This window comes from Candidatus Pseudothioglobus singularis PS1, assembly GCF_001281385.1.
Lineage (GTDB): Bacteria > Pseudomonadota > Gammaproteobacteria > PS1 > Pseudothioglobaceae > Pseudothioglobus > Pseudothioglobus singularis.
The window spans coordinates 212,590-229,080 of sequence record NZ_CP006911.1 but is presented as its reverse complement, the minus strand read 5'-3'; the positions used below and the strand labels follow the sequence as shown (position 1 = coordinate 229,080).

At 38.3% G+C, this 16,491-nt stretch carries 17 protein-coding genes; 9 read left to right on the top strand and 8 right to left on the bottom strand.

Annotation, left to right across the window (positions count from 1 at the left end):
• Positions 1-73: 73 nt before the first annotated feature.
• Together W908_RS01105 and W908_RS01100 are read right to left on the bottom strand one after the other, a co-directional pair.
• Positions 74-547: a PaaI family thioesterase gene (locus W908_RS01105; protein WP_053819606.1), complete on the bottom strand. Its 474-nt coding sequence runs from the start codon at positions 545-547 to the stop codon at positions 74-76.
• A 33-nt stretch (positions 548-580) separates the two neighbouring features.
• Positions 581-970 carry a hypothetical protein gene (locus W908_RS01100; protein WP_053819605.1) on the bottom strand — a complete coding sequence of 130 codons (390 nt, stop codon included), beginning with the start codon at positions 968-970 and terminating at the stop codon, positions 581-583.
• A 226-nt stretch (positions 971-1,196) separates the two neighbouring features.
• Here W908_RS01100 and W908_RS01095 point away from each other — a divergent pair, with 226 nt between their 5' ends.
• The 6 genes from W908_RS01095 to W908_RS01070 are packed head-to-tail and all read left to right on the top strand — an operon-like array spanning position 1,197 to position 6,547.
• Entirely contained in the window at positions 1,197-1,478 is a 282-nt protein-coding gene (locus tag W908_RS01095) for a UxaA family hydrolase (RefSeq protein WP_020023553.1), read from the top strand.
• On the top strand, positions 1,478-2,647 hold the full coding sequence (locus W908_RS01090) for a UxaA family hydrolase (protein WP_020023554.1): 1,170 nt from the start codon (positions 1,478-1,480) through the stop codon (positions 2,645-2,647). Before W908_RS01095 ends, W908_RS01090 begins: the two co-directional genes overlap by 1 nt.
• 28 nt (positions 2,648-2,675) lie before the next feature.
• Entirely contained in the window at positions 2,676-3,980 is a 1,305-nt protein-coding gene (gene hisD, locus W908_RS01085; protein WP_020023555.1) for a histidinol dehydrogenase, read from the top strand.
• A 3-nt stretch (positions 3,981-3,983) separates the two neighbouring features.
• Positions 3,984-4,745: an SDR family NAD(P)-dependent oxidoreductase gene (locus W908_RS01080; RefSeq protein WP_020026571.1), complete on the top strand. Its 762-nt coding sequence runs from the start codon at positions 3,984-3,986 to the stop codon at positions 4,743-4,745.
• Entirely contained in the window at positions 4,742-5,752 is a 1,011-nt protein-coding gene (locus W908_RS01075) for an alcohol dehydrogenase catalytic domain-containing protein (RefSeq protein WP_053819604.1), read from the top strand. Before W908_RS01080 ends, W908_RS01075 begins: the two co-directional genes overlap by 4 nt.
• 21 nt (positions 5,753-5,773) lie before the next feature.
• Positions 5,774-6,547, top strand: a complete 774-nt coding sequence (locus tag W908_RS01070; RefSeq protein WP_053819603.1) for a GntR family transcriptional regulator — start codon at positions 5,774-5,776, stop codon at positions 6,545-6,547.
• A 64-nt stretch (positions 6,548-6,611) separates the two neighbouring features.
• Here W908_RS01070 and W908_RS01065 read toward each other — a convergent pair whose 3' ends face one another.
• The 3 genes from W908_RS01065 to W908_RS01055 all read right to left on the bottom strand — a co-directional run bounded on the left by W908_RS01065 (position 6,612) and on the right by W908_RS01055 (position 9,834).
• A complete protein-coding gene (locus W908_RS01065) occupies positions 6,612-7,928 on the bottom strand; it encodes a TRAP transporter large permease (RefSeq protein ID WP_053819602.1) in 1,317 nt (438 codons plus the stop codon).
• On the bottom strand, positions 7,925-8,533 hold the full coding sequence (locus tag W908_RS01060; RefSeq protein WP_020026573.1) for a TRAP transporter small permease subunit: 609 nt from the start codon (positions 8,531-8,533) through the stop codon (positions 7,925-7,927). The genes W908_RS01065 and W908_RS01060 overlap by 4 nt, the downstream gene beginning before the upstream one ends.
• Before the next feature lie 206 nt (positions 8,534-8,739).
• Positions 8,740-9,834 (bottom strand): TRAP transporter substrate-binding protein, encoded by a 1,095-nt coding sequence (locus tag W908_RS01055; protein ID WP_020023561.1) that lies wholly within the window; start codon positions 9,832-9,834, stop codon positions 8,740-8,742.
• A gap of 251 nt (positions 9,835-10,085) precedes the next feature.
• On the opposite strand from W908_RS01055, the gene W908_RS01050 reads away from it, so the two are divergent.
• Entirely contained in the window at positions 10,086-11,705 is a 1,620-nt protein-coding gene (locus W908_RS01050) for a GMC family oxidoreductase (RefSeq protein ID WP_053819601.1), read from the top strand.
• 40 nt (positions 11,706-11,745) lie between these two features.
• Complete coding sequence (locus tag W908_RS01045; RefSeq protein ID WP_053819600.1) at positions 11,746-12,840, top strand: YhgE/Pip domain-containing protein; 1,095 nt, start codon at positions 11,746-11,748, stop codon at positions 12,838-12,840.
• 4 nt (positions 12,841-12,844) lie between these two features.
• On the opposite strand, the gene W908_RS01040 is transcribed toward W908_RS01045, so the two are convergent.
• The gene (locus tag W908_RS01040; protein ID WP_053820768.1) at positions 12,845-13,678 is read right to left on the bottom strand and encodes a DUF6279 family lipoprotein; all 834 of its coding nucleotides are present in this window, start codon (positions 13,676-13,678) and stop codon (positions 12,845-12,847) included.
• Positions 13,679-13,753: 75 nt separating this feature from the next.
• On the opposite strand from W908_RS01040, the gene W908_RS01035 reads away from it, so the two are divergent.
• On the top strand, positions 13,754-14,800 hold the full coding sequence (locus W908_RS01035; protein ID WP_053819599.1) for a 3-deoxy-7-phosphoheptulonate synthase: 1,047 nt from the start codon (positions 13,754-13,756) through the stop codon (positions 14,798-14,800).
• Positions 14,801-14,819: 19 nt separating this feature from the next.
• Here W908_RS01035 and W908_RS01030 read toward each other — a convergent pair whose 3' ends face one another.
• Positions 14,820-15,650, bottom strand: a complete 831-nt coding sequence (locus W908_RS01030; RefSeq protein ID WP_053819598.1) for a class II fructose-bisphosphate aldolase — start codon at positions 15,648-15,650, stop codon at positions 14,820-14,822.
• On the bottom strand, positions 15,650-16,489 hold the full coding sequence (locus tag W908_RS01025) for a 5-deoxy-glucuronate isomerase (protein ID WP_053819597.1): 840 nt from the start codon (positions 16,487-16,489) through the stop codon (positions 15,650-15,652). The genes W908_RS01030 and W908_RS01025 overlap by 1 nt, the downstream gene beginning before the upstream one ends.
• Between the last annotated feature and the right edge of the window lie 2 nt (positions 16,490-16,491).

The following is a 16,491-nucleotide window of genomic DNA, read 5'->3' as shown; positions in this document are numbered from 1 at the left end:
GAGATAACTCAAGCAACGCTGGCTTGATATTAGCATTTTGAGGGTCATTATTGATAGGATTTTGATGCATACTTTAAGTTTTGTCTTTCAAGGAAAGTGTAAGCTCAAACCTTGCGACTACATCAGAGGAGATAGATGGTACTATAGCTTCAATACTCAATGTATAGTTATGCCTTTCAGTGGAATGCGCAACTTGATTAACCAACTCTTTTATTGCCAGTCCATCTTTACATATGAAATGAACATCACCCTCAGGTCTTTTAAGAAAGTCGGCCTTAAAGTCTTTAAAGATTAAAGCAATATTACGCCCACTCTCTTGGATTGGATTCATAGCAAGAAACCCACCAGTAATGTCTGCACCAACTGCCAGGACGCCAAAGTACATGCTTCCTAAATGATTTTTTGTTCTTCTTTTAAGAGGCATTCTAATTTCAATCTTTTCATCATTATGCTCAATGACCCTTGGGCGACAATACCAAATCATGGGGACCTTAGTCAAACCAAATAACCTAACAAGTCGATTTGTTTTTACAGCTCTTGAAATCATAATTTCAAATATAAACGGGTTAATAGTTGTTGACTATACAGAATAATCATCTACAACAGCGCATTCTGCACTTAGCATTGTTGCTGTAAGTTTGTTTATACCCGCTGATGGCCGCCTAAAAACATCAGCAAAATAAAAACTTCCATACGAATATTCAAAATTTTCTCCGTAAAACTCTTCTCCATTAGATGCAAATTCGAGCACCTTGAGCTCAAGACCACTAAAGTAATTTGCCTCTTGTCCAAACTCTATTAAATCACTTTTGATAATTCTAAATTTAAATTTTTGGGGAATATAATTAATCAGCTTACCCTCTTTTATTTCAACTGCCTGAGTCATCTCACAGTAATAGAGATCTCCCACTTCAGATAAAACTGATAAAGGAGCCAAGCTCAACAAAATAATTAAGAAAAAATTTTTCATTTTTAACCTCTATTGATTAAATTATTACTTTAGAAATCTAATTCTATTACTTTGAATTTTATGCCGAGATATTTCAGAATAAAACTAAATTTTATATCGATAATTTACAATTTTTTTCAATATCTCAGTAAAAAAAATTCATATATATGATATAATATACTTCTCATTAAATTTTATTGCAAAATTTAATCACAGATTTTTTTTAATTATTTAGAAAGGAGTAGGCATGATTCAATTTATAGTTCATGACGAAGACGATTCCGTCGGCGTTGTTACAGTTGAAGGTCTAAAAGCAAATGACACTATAACGGGGTGGATAATGGATCAAGATGTCTTAATAGACATTAAGATCAATCAAGATATTCCTATTGGTCATAAACTTGCGATCAAAGACCTTAATGAAGATGATACAGTCATCAAATATGGTGTAGATATTGGCAGAACAATTGCAAAAATTGCAGTTGGTGACCATCTACATGTTCATAACGTTAAAACAAAGAGGTGGTAATGATAAATTTAGATCAAAAAATCTACGGCTATAGACGTGACAATAATAGAGTTGGAATACGCAACTATGTAGTAATCCTCCCTGTTGACGATATTTCAAATGCTGCTTGTGAAGCTGTTAGTAATAATATTAAAGGGACGATTGCACTGCCTCATCCATATGGTAGGCTGCAATTTGGTGAGGATTTAGACCTCCATTTCAGAACCATGATTGGAACAGGTGCTAACCCAAATGTTGCTGCAGTTGTTGTCATAGGAATTGAGCCAGGCTGGACTCAAAAAATTGTTGATGGTATTGCTGCAACGGGTAAGCCAGTTCAAGGCTTCTCTATTGAAAAGAAAGGTGATATCCAAACAATTGCTGATGCTTCTAAAGCTGCGTATGACATGGTTCATTACGCTTCAGGACTTCAAAGAGAGCCTTGTGATATCAGTGAAATATGGGTATCAACAAAATGTGGTGAGTCAGATACAACCTCAGGCTTTGGAGCAAATCCAACAGTTGGAAATGCATTTGACAAGCTTTATGAAAAACAAAGCACCCTGCTTTTTGGTGAAACATCAGAGATTACAGGTGGTGAGCATTTAGTTAAAGCAAGATGTGCAAATGATGCTGTTGCCGATCAATTTATGTTTATGTTTAATCGCTATCAAGATATGATTGAGCGTTTTAAAACAGATGACTTGTCAGACTCACAGCCGACTAAAGGTAATATTGAAGGGGGCCTAACAACAATTGAAGAAAAGGCACTTGGAAATATTCAAAAAATTGGTAAAAAATGTGTCGTTGATGGTGTTTTAGATAAGGCTGAAATGCCTACCAGTAAAGGCTTGTGGTTTATGGATTCTTCTTCTGCTGCTGCAGAGATGGTAACCCTATGTGCTGCCTCTGGCTATGTCGCTCATTTATTCCCTACAGGTCAAGGAAACATTATTGGAAACCCAATCTTGCCTGTTATTAAAGTTTGCGCAAATCCAAGGACAGTAAGAACAATGTCAGAGCATGTTGATGTTGATGTAACTGCTTTATTAAAGCGTGATATCAATATGGATCAAGCTGGTGATATGCTTCTTGAATCTCTTATCCATACTTCAAATGGAAGAATGACTGCAGCAGAAATCCTGGGTCATCAAGAGTTTGTATTAACGCGCCTGTACGAAAGCGCATAAATTAAATTTAATTGGATTAAAAAATTATATGAAATACTTAAAGAAAGCTGATAAGTCTGCAGAATCAAATGTACTCGAAGCACAAAAGGTTGTCCATGATATGCTCGCTAACATTGATAAAAATGGTGAGCAAGCTGTCAGAGATTATGCTGAAAAATTAGATTCCTGGACAGGTGATATTTTACTATCTGCTGCTGAAATTGACGAAATTACAGCTGACGTTCCACAAGACGTCAAGGATGATATTGATTTTGCTTGTCAGCAGGTTTACACGTTTGCAAAAGCTCAGCGTGACTCAATAGAAGAGTTCCATACTAAAAATAACGGCGTTGAAGCTGGCCAAAGATTACTTCCAGTTAACGTAGCAGGCTGCTATGTTCCAACTGGAAGGTATGCCCATATTGCATCTGCGTATATGAGTATTGCCACTGCAAAGGCTGCCGGAGTTCCTTGCATTATTGCTTGCTCTACGCCATACAAAGGCAAGAGTATTCATCCATATGTCCTCTATGCAATGAAAACTGCTGGAGCAGATCATGTGATGACGCTTGGCGGTGTTCAGGCGATTGCAAGTATGGCTTATGGTCTATTTACTGGGAAGAAAGCAGATATTATTGTTGGGCCTGGAAACAAGTTTGTAGCAGAAGCGAAGAGAACTTTATTTGGTGAAGTTGGAATCGATGTTTTTGCTGGGCCATCAGAAGTCGCAGTCATTGCAGATGAAGATGCTGATGCAGATGTTGTTGCTATTGATCTAGTTGGTCAGATGGAGCATGGTCATGAGTCTCCTGGTTGGCTATTCACTACCTCAGAGGCTCTTGCTGAAAAAGTAATGGATCTGATACCAGAGTATATTGAAAAACTACCTCCAACAGCTCAAGATGCAGCCTTCTGTGCTTGGAGAGATTATGGAGAAGTGATTGTTTGTGACTCTGATGAAGAAGTAGTTAAAATTTCTGATGAGTATGCTGCAGAACATCTTGAAGTTCAATGCAAGGACCTTGACTGGTGGCTTGAAAACTTGACTTGCTACGGCTCATTATTCCTTGGAGAAGAGACTACAGTTACCTTTGGTGATAAAGCTTCAGGTCCAAACCACATTCTTCCAACGAAGGCAGCAGGTCGATACTCAGGTGGGCTTTCAGCACACAAATTCTTGAAGGTATTAACATGGCAGCGTATGGATCGTGAATCAACCCGTCAGGTTGCACAGGCATCTTCGAGAATTTCCAGACTGGAAGGGATGGAGGGTCATGCAAGAGCCTCTGATATCAGACTTAGTAAATACTTCCCTGAAGAGACTTTTGATCTTGGCGCTCCAGTATTAGAGTAAAGCATGAGCTTGTCAGACTTTTCTCTTGAGAATAAAGTTGCTCTGATAACTGGTGGTACTAGCGGATTAGGAAAAATGATGGCACTTGCGCTTGCAAAAGCAGGCGCATTTGTCTGGATTGCGAGTAGTCGAGATAATGCAGATGAAACGCTCAAAGAATTAAAAGATCAGGGCACTGAGGGGCGATTCATTCAACTGGATGTCACTTCCAGTGAAGCCCTTGAAAATGTTGTCTCCCTGATCCATCAAGAGTCCAACCGAATAGACATTTTAGTGAATGCAGCAGGAATTAATCTGCGAACTTCAGCTGAGGATCTTACGCTTGATGAATGGCAAAAAACAATCGATATTAACTTAACAGCACCCTTCCATTTAAGTCAACTTGTTGCAGACTCAATGAGAGAAAATAATTGGGGTAGAATTATAAATATCGCCTCACTTCAATCTCTTAGGGCTTTTGATAATAGCATTCCATATGGCGCAAGTAAAGGTGGAATTATGCAACTAACACGCGCTTTAGCGCAAGCTTACTCTAAAGATGGTGTGCTAGTGAATGCCATAGCTCCAGGGTTTTTTAGAACCAACTTAACGGAATCATTATTCCAAGACCCGGGTAAATTACAAACTTTAGCTGATAAAACGATGATGGGTCGTAACGGCGAAGAAAAGGATATATTTGGAATAAGCGTCTTTTTGTGTAGTGATGCTAACTCATATGTCACGGGTCAAACTATATTTCTTGATGGAGGATTTTCAGCAGCATGATAGATAAAATGGAAGCAGTGGTATATACCGCACCTAACGAAATGACCTTTATAAATGATTATCACTCTACCCAAATTGACCGCGATGATGATGTTCTTCTGCGCATTGAGTCGGTTGGTATTTGTGGCTCTGATATGCACGCATTCCATGGAAAGGATCCAAGAAGAAATCCTGGATTAATTTTGGGACATGAGTTCTGTGGTGAGATTGTTGAGGGTACCCATAAAGGACAAAAGGTAACAGGTAATCCACTTATTACGTGTGGAAAATGTGAATACTGCCTCCAGGGTAGAGATAACTTATGTAGCGATAGAGATATGATAGGAATGAGCAGACAAGGTGCTTTTGCTCAATACATGACGATACCCAATCAATGCCTTGTTCATGCGCCCAATACCATGAACTCAAACCATGTAGCGCTGACTGAGCCTGCAGCCACAGTAGTCCACGCTGTCAATCTTGCCATAGAGAGCTCCTTCAAACCAATCAGCGAGTGTAATGTGCTTGTTGTCGGTGCGGGTGCTATTGGTCTTCTAGCTGCACTTTTACTGAAGTCTCATGGCGTCACAATGACTGTCCTTGAAACGAATGAGGCTCGTCATTCTTGTGTTAAAGATCATGTTGGTGTTAACCCTGTTAACCCAATTACTGACTCAGTCAAGGAAGACACATATGATGTCGTGATTGATTGCGTGGGAAGTGAGAAAACAAATGCGCTATCCGTTTCCTCTGTCAGAGCTGGAGGCGTAGTGGTTAATGTTGGACTGCTTAGCTGGAGTAGCAACATTGATATTCGAAAAATAACCCTCCAAGAAATAAAGCTTGTGGGATGTTATACCTACAACATGGAGGACTTTAGATCTGCATTAAAGTCAATTGAAAATGGAGATTTTGGAGATTTATCCTGGATTGAAGAGATGCCATTATCAGAAACGAATTTAGCTTTTCAAAGTTTACACAATGGTACAATGGCGTCAGCCAAGGTGATCTTAAAGCCTTCTTTTTAAATGATTTTTATTAATTAATCTATGAGCATTACTGATCTCAAATTTGATATCGATAGAGACAGTAAAACGCCTCTTTGGCTACAAATTCGCAATGAACTATTCAATTGCCTTTACAGAGATGAACTCAGACCTGGGCAACTCATTCCAAATGAAAAGACACTCGTTGAACTTTTTCAGGTATCTATTGGCACAATCAGGAAAGCGGTAGGCGTTCTAGAAAAGGAAGGCTTTCTTATTCGCAAGCAAGGTCTCGGGACCTTTGTCTTTCAGCACGATAATAGCAGTTTCCTTTTTGAGTATTTTCACTTTGCTTTAAATGGAACTGAAAAACAAGAAAGTCCAACTGTCGAATTTATCTCTTTTGAGACTAAGAAGGCATCTAAAGCTGAAGCTGAATCTTTAAATATTCCTACTGGAAGTGCTATTTATAGAATTTATAACAAGCTAGGCCTGAATAAGAAATTCTATATCGTTGATAAAATTATTATCTCTCAGGATAAATTTCCTGGACTTAATGAAGAGATTTTTAAAAATAGAGCAAATACAATTTACAATCTATATCAGAATAAATTTAATATCTTTATCACTAACTGTTCAGAAAAACTAAAAGCGATCACTTCTAATGAGAAAATCTCTAAGCTGCTGAATATTGAGTTAGGTTCACCTATTCTTAAAATAGATCGGATTGGTCAAACCTATCACAATGAAACTATTGAGATTCGAACATCATACGTTCATACGAGTGATATCGAGTACATTCACTCTCAAAATAGTACATTCGGTGAATCATTGTAATTCAATTTTTCAGTAATTAATTCTTAATTACTTTTCAACCAAACCTTTTTGAACCGCACTCTTTTTATCCATAGAGGTAAGTTGGTAACCAAAGTACAATTTGCGGAAAGATAATGATCAGTGCAAGTCCAACAACCTGAATCGCCATAAACTGCATCATCCCTTTATAGATATCTGCCAAATCCCACTCTGGGACCACTCCCTTGAGGAAGTAGGCGGATAAGGCAACAGGAGGTGACAGCCATGCCGTCTGGAGATTAACAGCGACCAGTATTCCAAACCAAGTAAGATTAAATCCTAGTTGTTCAATAAGAGGCAAGACAATTGGAATAATGATGAGCACAATTGGAACCCATTCTAATGGCCAGGCTAACAAGAAAATAAAGGCCATTATGATTAACAGAATCGCAGTTGGCGGAAGATCAAGCAGCATCAAATATTCTGTGATCATTGTTGGCGTACCCAGTCTTGAAAATACTGATCCAAAGAAGTTAGAAGCACACACCAAAACCATAATTAAAGTAGTGATCTCTAAAGTTTTTAGAAGAGAGCTTTTAAAAGACTCAAAAGTAAGCTTACGGTAGGCTAGAGTTAGTAATATTGAACCAACAGCTCCCATCGCAGCACCTTCAGTTGGTGTTGCCCAACCAGCCAATATACTTCCTAGAGATGACCCGACTAAAAGAACGGGTGGCACCAAGCCTTTAAAGAACTCCACCCAAACCTCTTTCATAGAATCTGGAATCAAGTCCTCTGGAACGACTGGGCCTAAATTAGGGTTTAGGTGACATCTAATCAGCGTGTAACCTGTATAAAGGACAGCCAACATAAGGCCAGGCATAATTGCTGCTGCAAACAAATCTGTTACTGGAACGTTGAGTATTGGGCCCATAACAACAAGCATAATACTCGGCGGAATTAATATACCCAGCGTACCGCCAGCCGTAATCGTTCCTGCTGCTAAACGCACGTCATAACCCGATCTATTCATTGTCTTCGCAGACATAATTCCAAGAATAGTAACCGAAGCACCTACAATTCCTGTTGCCGCTCCAAAGATTGTTGCAACAAAAAGAACAGCGACAAATAATGAACCTTTGGTTCTTGCAAGAGCCATTTGAACGGATGTGAACAACCTCTCCATGAGGTTGGCCTTCTCCATGAGAATACCCATAAAGGTGAACAATGGAATTGCTGCAAGGGTTTGCTCAAGCATACTCCCAGAAAACTGGAAGGTCATTAAATAAAAAACAAGATCCCCAAAACCTATGTAGCCAAAGAAGACCCCTAAGAAAATTAATGTAAATGAGATTGGAAAGCCAATAAATATGGCAAACAACATGGTTAATATTAGGACAATGCCTAGAACTTCTGGACTCACGGCCATCTCCTATTTTTTATTGCATACACGCACTTAAGCACCTCTGAAACACCTTGAATTAATAGGAAAATAAATCCAATAAATAGGGCAAACTTAATTGGATACATGTAAGGCATCCAGGCAGTATCCATTCCTCTTTCCATGATCGACCAAGATTTATAGGCATACTTGTAGCACGCCCATGCTGCACCAATAATCCCAGGAAAATAAAATAATAAGTAGAGCGTTAAATCAATGATTGCTTGAGTCTTGACCGACCAATCTCGATACATAAAGTCTGCTCGTATATGAACGCCTTTGGATAAAGCATAACCAGCACCGAGCATAAACATTGCTCCCGCACCCATTCTGCTAATATCATATGCCCACATTGTTGGAGAGCCAAAGAAGTGTCTTCCCACAACCTCAATAAACATGGCAGTGAATACTGGAACGGTCAACCAGCATGCAATCTGACCAACCCTGAGACTAAAGAGATCAATACTGAGAATCGTTTTTGCCATTAACTTAGGCATATCATCCGGCATGACACCGGTATATGATCTGCCCTCAGCGATCATTTCATCTGTAATGTCTAATTCACCAATATCTTCTTTTTCTGACATAAATGCACCTAATTATAAAACTAAAAAACACTACAGCTATTGTAACAAATTTTAGGATTCATTAAATAAAACCCTTCTATTAATATGGCTTTTCTAACTTCAGGATAAAGGAGAACCTGAAGTTAGAAAAAACATATTTAGATAAAAAAAAGTTGCCAACAGTTTTCACTATTGGCAACTTAGTTTTTAAGTTTTACGAAAAATCTTTACTGTAAAGTTTTCGCAAAAGCTAAACCTAACTTAGCGTTAGAAGACTGAGCTCCTGACCAGAAAGGTACCGCTTTTTCAGCGAAATCTCTCTGTGATGCCCATACTTCAGCAAAGAATGCATTTTCATCAGCGTTCTTTTGAAGTGTTGCATTCGCAGCAGCCATAAACTCTACGAAGTAGTCATCAGGCGTATCCATTAGCTGAACGCCTTGCTCTAGCAAGTCTGCCATTGCAATACCGTTTGCATAGATACGATTTGACATAGAGTCAAGTCTTGCAGCTCTTGCAGCAACATGGATCGCTCTTTGGTCACGTGGAGAAATTTCATTCCATCTGTCACCGTTGATATACATATCAGCATTCACAACGTTCTGGTGAAGTCCTTGTAGGTAATAGTACTTAAGAACTTTCTGGAAACCAAAGTCTCTGTCCGGCTCTGGGCAGCACCATTCTGCTGCGTCAATTACGCCTTTCTCAAGTGCTGGAAGAATATCACCACCACCCATAGCTACAGCTGCAACACCAATATCTTTATATGTTTGACCTGGGATTCCTGGAGGTGCACGGAATCTTAGCTTACGGAAGTCATCCATACTATTGATTGGCTCTTTAAACCAACCTAGCGCTTCAGGACCAACTGGTTGAAGCATCAAACCAACAACGTTTAGGTCCATCTCGTCCCATAATTGATCGTATAACTCTTTACCACCCGCACTGTGGAACCAAGAAAGCCATGCGATATTATCAATACCAAGGCCAGCTCCAGCGATTGGTGAGCCAAACAGCATTGCTGCTGGGTGCTTACCAGACCAGTAGTGAGTCCATGCAAATCCGCCATCAATTAGACCAGCGTCTACAGCATCAATAAGGTCAGAGTTAGGTACAACAGAACCTCCAGGGAGGACTTCCATCGTTACTCTGCCATCAGTCAATGCAGCAACATCTTCTGCAAAATCTCTAACATAGCCAACTTCACTACCAGTAGAGTTTAATACAGATTGTATTTTTAAATGGATATGACCATCAGCCATAGCGCTTGAACTAAACGCAACGACAGCAGCGGCCAATAAACCAACTTTACTTTTAAACATAAAATCTCCTAATAATTTATATATAAGTAGTTAAACACACAATATAATATGCATTTAGCTAACAACCAGTATACATCAATTGATATATATGTTTCAATCTATTTATAAAAAAAACGTAAGTCAATCTATTTTTTTATTCATAACTAGATGCTTTAAAGTTTTACCTATAATTGAAGTCCAGTAAGTCTAATCTTTATTAAAAAAATAAAACTACATTTAATAGGTAGTGATAATAAATACCACATATAAAAATGCTTAAGGAATACGATTACATTGTTATTGGTGCAGGCTCAGCAGGATGCTTGCTCGCCAACCGACTCTCTCTAAACCCAGAAAACAAGGTTCTATTGATTGAGGCTGGTCGAAGAGACAATAACATCTGGCTTCATGTCCCAGTTGGGTATTTCAAAACCATGAATAATCCCAAATTTGATTGGATGTATAAGCTTGAAAAGGACAAAGGTTTAAATAACAGAAGGATTGATTGGCCAAGAGGAAAAGTACTTGGAGGCTCCAGTGCCCTTAACGGACTTCTCTATATCCGAGGCGATAGACATGACTATGATAACTGGGAGAAGCTGGGAAATAAAGGCTGGTCATATAAAGATGTTCTTCCTTATTTTAAAAAGTTTGAGTGTCAAGAAAATGGTGCAAATGAATTCCATGGTATTGATGGAGAACTTAAAGTTTCTAATCTCCGACTTCGAAGAGAAATAGCTGACCTTTTTATCCAAGCCTCTGAAGAAGTAGGGATTCCTTTCAACTCAGATTGCAATGGAGAGAAGCAAGAAGGGGTTGGCTATTTTCAACAAACAACACATAAAGGCTTCAGAAGAAGCTCATACCGTTCATTTTTAAACAGAAAAATTAGATCTAGAAAAAATTTGACCATTGTTACCAATACACAACTGGGAAAAGTAATTTTTGAAGGGTCAAAGGCGATTGGTGTTGAATGTTCTCAAAATAAAGGACAATCTAATCAGATAATTCATGCAAATAAAGAAGTTATTCTGTCTGCAGGAGCAATTAGTTCACCACAAATATTACAACTTTCTGGAATCGGGGATGATAAACACTTAAGTGAACTGGGTATCAAAACAATTCATAACAATCCTTCAGTTGGAAAAAACTTGCAGGACCATCTCCAGGTTAGGATGGTTTATAAAACTAACACAAGAACCTTGAATGATGAACTCAACACATGGTGGAAGAAAGGGCTGATTGGTCTTCAGTATATGCTTTTTAGAACGGGTCCATTAACACTGAGCGCAAGTCAAGTCTTTGCCTTTACCAATACCTCCCTGGACGGCTCAAGGCCTAATATACAATTTCATATGCAGCCATTAAGTGCTGATAAACCTGGAGATGGTGTTCATCCATTTTCTGCATTTACAATGTCTATTTGTAACTTAAGGCCGGAAAGTAGAGGAGAAGTTTCAATTAAATCTTCAAATCCAAACGATCTCCCAACAATCATTCCAAACTATCTGTCGACAGAATCTGATAGACAAATTGCAATTGACTCTATTAAAGTTGCAAGAAAAATTGCGAAGGCTAATTCGATTAAAAATAATATTCTTGATGAATATGTTCCCGGCTATTCCTTTGAATCGGATGAGGAGTTATTAGAAGTGGCTAAAAATCATAGTCAAAGTATTTATCATCCTGTCGGCACCTGTAAGATGGGACATGATGAAGAAAGTGTAGTTGATGATCGTCTCAGGGTTCATGGAGTCTCTGGATTAAGAGTTGTTGATGCCTCAATCATGCCTGAACTTGTATCTGGCAATACGAACGCACCAACCATGATGATTGCAGAGAAAGCAGCTGAAATGATTCTTGAAGACAACCATTCCAGTTTGACTAAATAGGCGAGTTTATGTATTGTTTAATTTATTTTGGTTCAGTTTAATGCCCTCCTCACTTAATGATTTTCGTCGTAGCAAATTATTTAGGGCAGCGGTTATTGTCCCAATCCTTATCTCATTAATCTTTTCTTTATTCAATCTGACAGCTCCGAACGATCCCGAAAAAATTGCATCGAACTTTAAACTCGGGATAGTAAACCTAGATACAAGTATAACGATTCCTCGAATTTCAACTCAGGCAATAAAATCATTGTCTAGATCATTACCCTTCAGAGTGGGTTTATTTAAGACTGCGGATGAGGCGAAAGAAGCACTGTCTAAAGGTAGTATTTCTTCAGTCATTATTTTTCCAGAAAATTTTTCAGAACTAGCATTAAGTGATCGCAGCATAGCTGTCAAAGTTATCAGTACAGAACACTTAACTGTCTCTGAAACTCAGATTGCGAAGCAGCTCCCATCAATGTTCCAGATGGGACTCTCTACTTTTGTTTCAAACCTTCGTTTATCAAAAATTAAAAATGAGCAGTCCAGCCTTGAGATTCCGATCATGATTGAAAATGAAACTTTGTATAAAGCTCAAAGCCTTGCCTCTATGCCGTCGCCCTTTGTCATGAATTTTGTGACCTGGCTGACTGCGATGGTTGGATCCGTTCTGCTTTTTCTTGCCACTAATCAAATGACTCTTCTGAATAGAGCCTATGTAAGAACTGTTATTCCAATAATGACAATGGGAGCTTCCAGCTTGGTTTTAGCAATCGTTGTGACAACTTCTACTCTGCAATGGGGGTCATTCATCATGCTTTGGCTAGCGCCTTGGCTGATTAGTGTCTGTTTGAGTTGGCTTTTCCTTGGAATTTTTACTATTATCGGACTTTCCGCGATGGTTTTAATTCTTCCAATTGTCTTTTATCAATCAGTGCTGAGTGGAACTATGATTCCTTTGAGCGCAGCGCCAGAGTGGTTAGAGCTCATTGGGACCTGGATTCCTTTTGATTCAATTGGAAGCGCTTATAGAGCAATAATATTCAAATCTAATGGTAGCCTTCCTTATCTATGGCTTGCAGGCGCAGCCCTCCTTGGGCTTCTTCTTAACTGGGGATCAGATATCTTTAGAGGGAGAATGAAAAGACGCTGGTAATCTATTATTGCTTAATCAAATTATTAATATCAGTTTTATATCTTGAAAGTTGCGTGCGTAGTTTCAGATCTTGTTTATCAGTGCGTGAATTTAATATTTCAATAAGAAGGTTTTGGTTTACTGAAATGTTGTGCGCATAAGTTTTACGATAATTCTGAGCTACTAAATCGTCCCTGTGAGTTATATTTTCAAGAGCCAGTTCCCAGCCATCACCTCTCTTAAGAATGACCTTAAGTTTTTCAATGAGAGCCTTTCGGTTATCAATCCATTGGCTATCTACTCTAATCATTTTTTTACTTGCGGTCGCAATCAGGTCAAGCTGATCTTTATTGAGCCCCCCCATAAAGCGCCTTAAGTTTTTTCTTAAACGCTTATAGTTATCATTCTGATAGGTTAGCAAATTACGACTTAAGTATTCATTTTCCCGCTGCTCGGTTTTAGTTTCCATAGTTTGAATAAACCCATCTATTTGTTTTTCAGACAGATCTCTCGTCATAGGTATTGCCCACAAAAGCATTCTATCTTCCAGTCTGAACCAAGATTCTTCAACATCATTAGTTATTTCAGAGATACTCTCAAACGCCAATGAAGAATCAAGAGTCAACTCTAAGTCCTCAATAATAGCTACATAACTTGGTAATTCTTCCTCCCTATGCCATTTAAAAAATGGAATTAATAACTCCTTTAAATCTTGTTTTTGCTCTCGGTTAAGGTCCACATAACTTTCAAGATACCAAGGTAATAAAAAATCAATCCGGTTATACACAAAAGTCGTTGAACTACAACCAACAAGAAAAATAAGTGAAAATAACAGCAATTTTTTAATTAATAACTTCATAGGTAGCACAAACTTTATAAAACAAACTTTAGATTTATGTTTAAATCTCTGGTCACAGTAATAAAATAGACTTACATGACTAATCAAATTCACAATAAAAATATTGAAACCGAAACGGTTATTACCTCACCGATTGAGTTGAGACAACAAATCTCTGTCAGCGAGCAAGGCAAAGAGAACATTTTATCGAGTCGAAATACTGTTGAAGACATTTTTTTAGGAAATGATGACAGATTAATTGTAATTGTTGGGCCATGTTCAATTCATGATATTAATGCTGCCAAAGAGTATGCTCTAAAATTACTGACCCTTCAAAGAGAGGTTGAAAAATCAATTTTCATCGTTATGAGAGTTTATTTTGAAAAGCCAAGAACGACTGTTGGCTGGAAGGGCTTAATTAGTGACCCAGATATGGACAACTCGCTAGATGTAGAAAAGGGTCTTCGCCAGGGGCGTGAGCTTTTAGCATGGCTTGCAGAAAAAAATATTCCCACTGGGACTGAGGCACTTAACCCGATCACACCTCAGTACTTAGCTGACTTGATTTCATGGTGTGCGATTGGGGCAAGAACAACTGAATCACAAACGCATCGAGAAATGTCAAGTGGACTCTCGATGCCAGTTGGTTTTAAAAATGGTACCGATGGAAATTTAACTATGGCTATTAATGCCATTAAAGCCTGCTCTTCAAAACAAAGTTTTCTAGGGATTAATGATCAAGGCCAGATATCAACATTTAAAGCTAAAGGAAATAAGTCTTCTCATATAATCCTTAGAGGCGGAGCCAAGCCTAATTATGATGGAGAAGCTGTCAAAAATTGTGAAAAACTTCTCAAAGAAAACGGTTTAGCTGAAAGAATCATGATTGACTGCTCTCATGATAACTCAAATCAAGACTATAGAAATCAAGGTAGAGTTATTGAAGACATTAAAAGTCAAATACTTTTAGGTAATAAATCAATTTTTGGTGTAATGCTTGAAAGCAACTTATTCTCGGGCAAACAAAAAATATTAGATAATAAAGATGACATGCAATATGGCGTATCAGTCACTGATGGATGCATTGATTGGCAAGAGACAGAAGAAGTCATTAGAAGTCTTTCAAAAGCAATGTCTAAGTAGGAGATGATTAATCCTGGTTTTATTGGCCAAGCAGATCAATAACCTTTGTTGCTGTATCTTTTAAATCGGGAATCACTTGTTGCATGATTGTGATTCTATCAAATAGCTCCGGATTAGAGTTCAGTGTAGCTCTTAATGAACTTCCAAAACTTTTTCTCAAAACTGTTCCAACATTAAATTTAGTGACGTGACGCTTTGATAATATTTTAATATCTTTATCATCTAAACCACTTGTTCCATGAATAACTAAGGGAATGCTTAGTACCTTTTCAAGTTCATTAAAACGCTTCATATCAATTTCTACAGATCCGCTCTCTAGGCGATGGACATTGCCAATTGAAATTGCCAGTGCATCAGGACTGCCCTGTTGTTCCATAGCTAAAGCATCTGAAACCTCAGTTAATGCTGACTTGATATGATCTCTTCCTGATGCATATGGAACAGAACCTACCTCAGCCTCAACCGATACACCTTTTGGATAGGCATAAGAAACCACATCACGTATATGAGCGATATTTTCAGCAATTGGTAATTGAGAGCCATCAAACATTACTGAGGTAAACCCGGCATCTATTGCTTGCTTCACCACCTCAACTTCATACGTATGATCAAGGTGAATACAAACGGGCGCTTTTGAGCTCTCAGCCATAGGTCTTAGCATTCCAATAATTTGCTCCATAGACATAAACTGACGCATATCAAGATTGATTGAAAGAATGACAGATGCATTTCTAGCTTCAGCAGCATCTACAACTGCCTTTGAGTCCTCAAAGCCAAAAACATTAAAGCATGCGACTGCGTAACCTTGGTTACTGGCTGGTAAAAGAATATCTTTAAGATTTGAAATCATTATTTAAATTTATTAAGCATGTCTTGCATGCCAGGAATGGTTTCAAGCTGATAAGCATATTCTTTTTGATAGTTCATATGTAACGGCCTTTGAGTCTCACCAGCTAGAATAGTAAAGTAATACATTTCAAAGCCAGGTGCCGCAACGCAGGGATGATAACCCTTGTCAAAGAAAAATGTAGACCCGTCTCGTACGTGATAGATAGGCCCAAAATCCTCTCCATCAGGCGTTAAAAATTGAGCACCAAAACCATTTGAAGGATTAAATCTAAAGTTATAAACTTCATTATGCCGACTCTCATCTGGCAGCATATCTGTCTCATGTTTATGAGGTGGAAAGCCAGACCAGCCTCCTTCTCCAACAGTGAATAATTCACTTACTAATAACTTTCCAACCTTTCCAGCTGGATCTTTTCCTAATATATGTTTGATTTTACGATGGGTTTTAGTGTCATCAGATCCATACTGAACTTTGTCAATATCTTTTTGCCTAATGACAAAAGCATCATGAGTTTGATCATGCTTAGCGCCTGAAATAAAAACTTCAACCTCATCACTGATGCAGACTAATTTAGCTTCACAACCGACTGGAACATAGACACCTTCAGGGTCAGCTTCCCAAATATGGTTTCGTTTTCCAACTGCTTTAAAAGTTTGACCTTGAACTTGTACATCAACACTTCCTGTTGCAGGAACAATACACGTCTCATAATCAGAGAGCTGATAAGTGAAAGATTCTCCAACACTCAGCTTTACAATATTGAAATAGCATAGAGGCACTATTTCATTATTGCAGTCTACGATTGCCTTGTTGTTGTTGTTATGATGGGGGATATGCATAT

Excerpts from the sequence above, each read along its gene's own strand:
- W908_RS01105 (WP_053819606.1), bottom strand. The coding sequence starts at position 547 with ATGATTTCAAGAGCTGTAAAAACAAATCGACTTGTTAGGTTATTTGGT.
- W908_RS01100 (WP_053819605.1), bottom strand. The coding sequence starts at position 970 with ATGAAAAATTTTTTCTTAATTATTTTGTTGAGCTTGGCTCCTTTATCA.
- W908_RS01095 (WP_020023553.1), top strand. The coding sequence starts at position 1,197 with ATGATTCAATTTATAGTTCATGACGAAGACGATTCCGTCGGCGTTGTT.
- W908_RS01090 (WP_020023554.1), top strand. The coding sequence starts at position 1,478 with ATGATAAATTTAGATCAAAAAATCTACGGCTATAGACGTGACAATAAT.
- hisD (WP_020023555.1), top strand. The coding sequence starts at position 2,676 with ATGAAATACTTAAAGAAAGCTGATAAGTCTGCAGAATCAAATGTACTC.
- W908_RS01080 (WP_020026571.1), top strand. The coding sequence starts at position 3,984 with ATGAGCTTGTCAGACTTTTCTCTTGAGAATAAAGTTGCTCTGATAACT.
- W908_RS01075 (WP_053819604.1), top strand. The coding sequence starts at position 4,742 with ATGATAGATAAAATGGAAGCAGTGGTATATACCGCACCTAACGAAATG.
- W908_RS01070 (WP_053819603.1), top strand. The coding sequence starts at position 5,774 with ATGAGCATTACTGATCTCAAATTTGATATCGATAGAGACAGTAAAACG.
- W908_RS01060 (WP_020026573.1), bottom strand. The coding sequence starts at position 8,533 with ATGTCAGAAAAAGAAGATATTGGTGAATTAGACATTACAGATGAAATG.
- W908_RS01055 (WP_020023561.1), bottom strand. The coding sequence starts at position 9,834 with ATGTTTAAAAGTAAAGTTGGTTTATTGGCCGCTGCTGTCGTTGCGTTT.
- W908_RS01050 (WP_053819601.1), top strand. The coding sequence starts at position 10,086 with ATGCTTAAGGAATACGATTACATTGTTATTGGTGCAGGCTCAGCAGGA.
- W908_RS01045 (WP_053819600.1), top strand. The coding sequence starts at position 11,746 with ATGCCCTCCTCACTTAATGATTTTCGTCGTAGCAAATTATTTAGGGCA.
- W908_RS01040 (WP_053820768.1), bottom strand. The coding sequence starts at position 13,678 with ATGAAGTTATTAATTAAAAAATTGCTGTTATTTTCACTTATTTTTCTT.
- W908_RS01035 (WP_053819599.1), top strand. The coding sequence starts at position 13,754 with ATGACTAATCAAATTCACAATAAAAATATTGAAACCGAAACGGTTATT.
- W908_RS01030 (WP_053819598.1), bottom strand. The coding sequence starts at position 15,650 with ATGATTTCAAATCTTAAAGATATTCTTTTACCAGCCAGTAACCAAGGT.
- W908_RS01025 (WP_053819597.1), bottom strand. The coding sequence starts at position 16,489 with ATGCATATCCCCCATCATAACAACAACAACAAGGCAATCGTAGACTGC.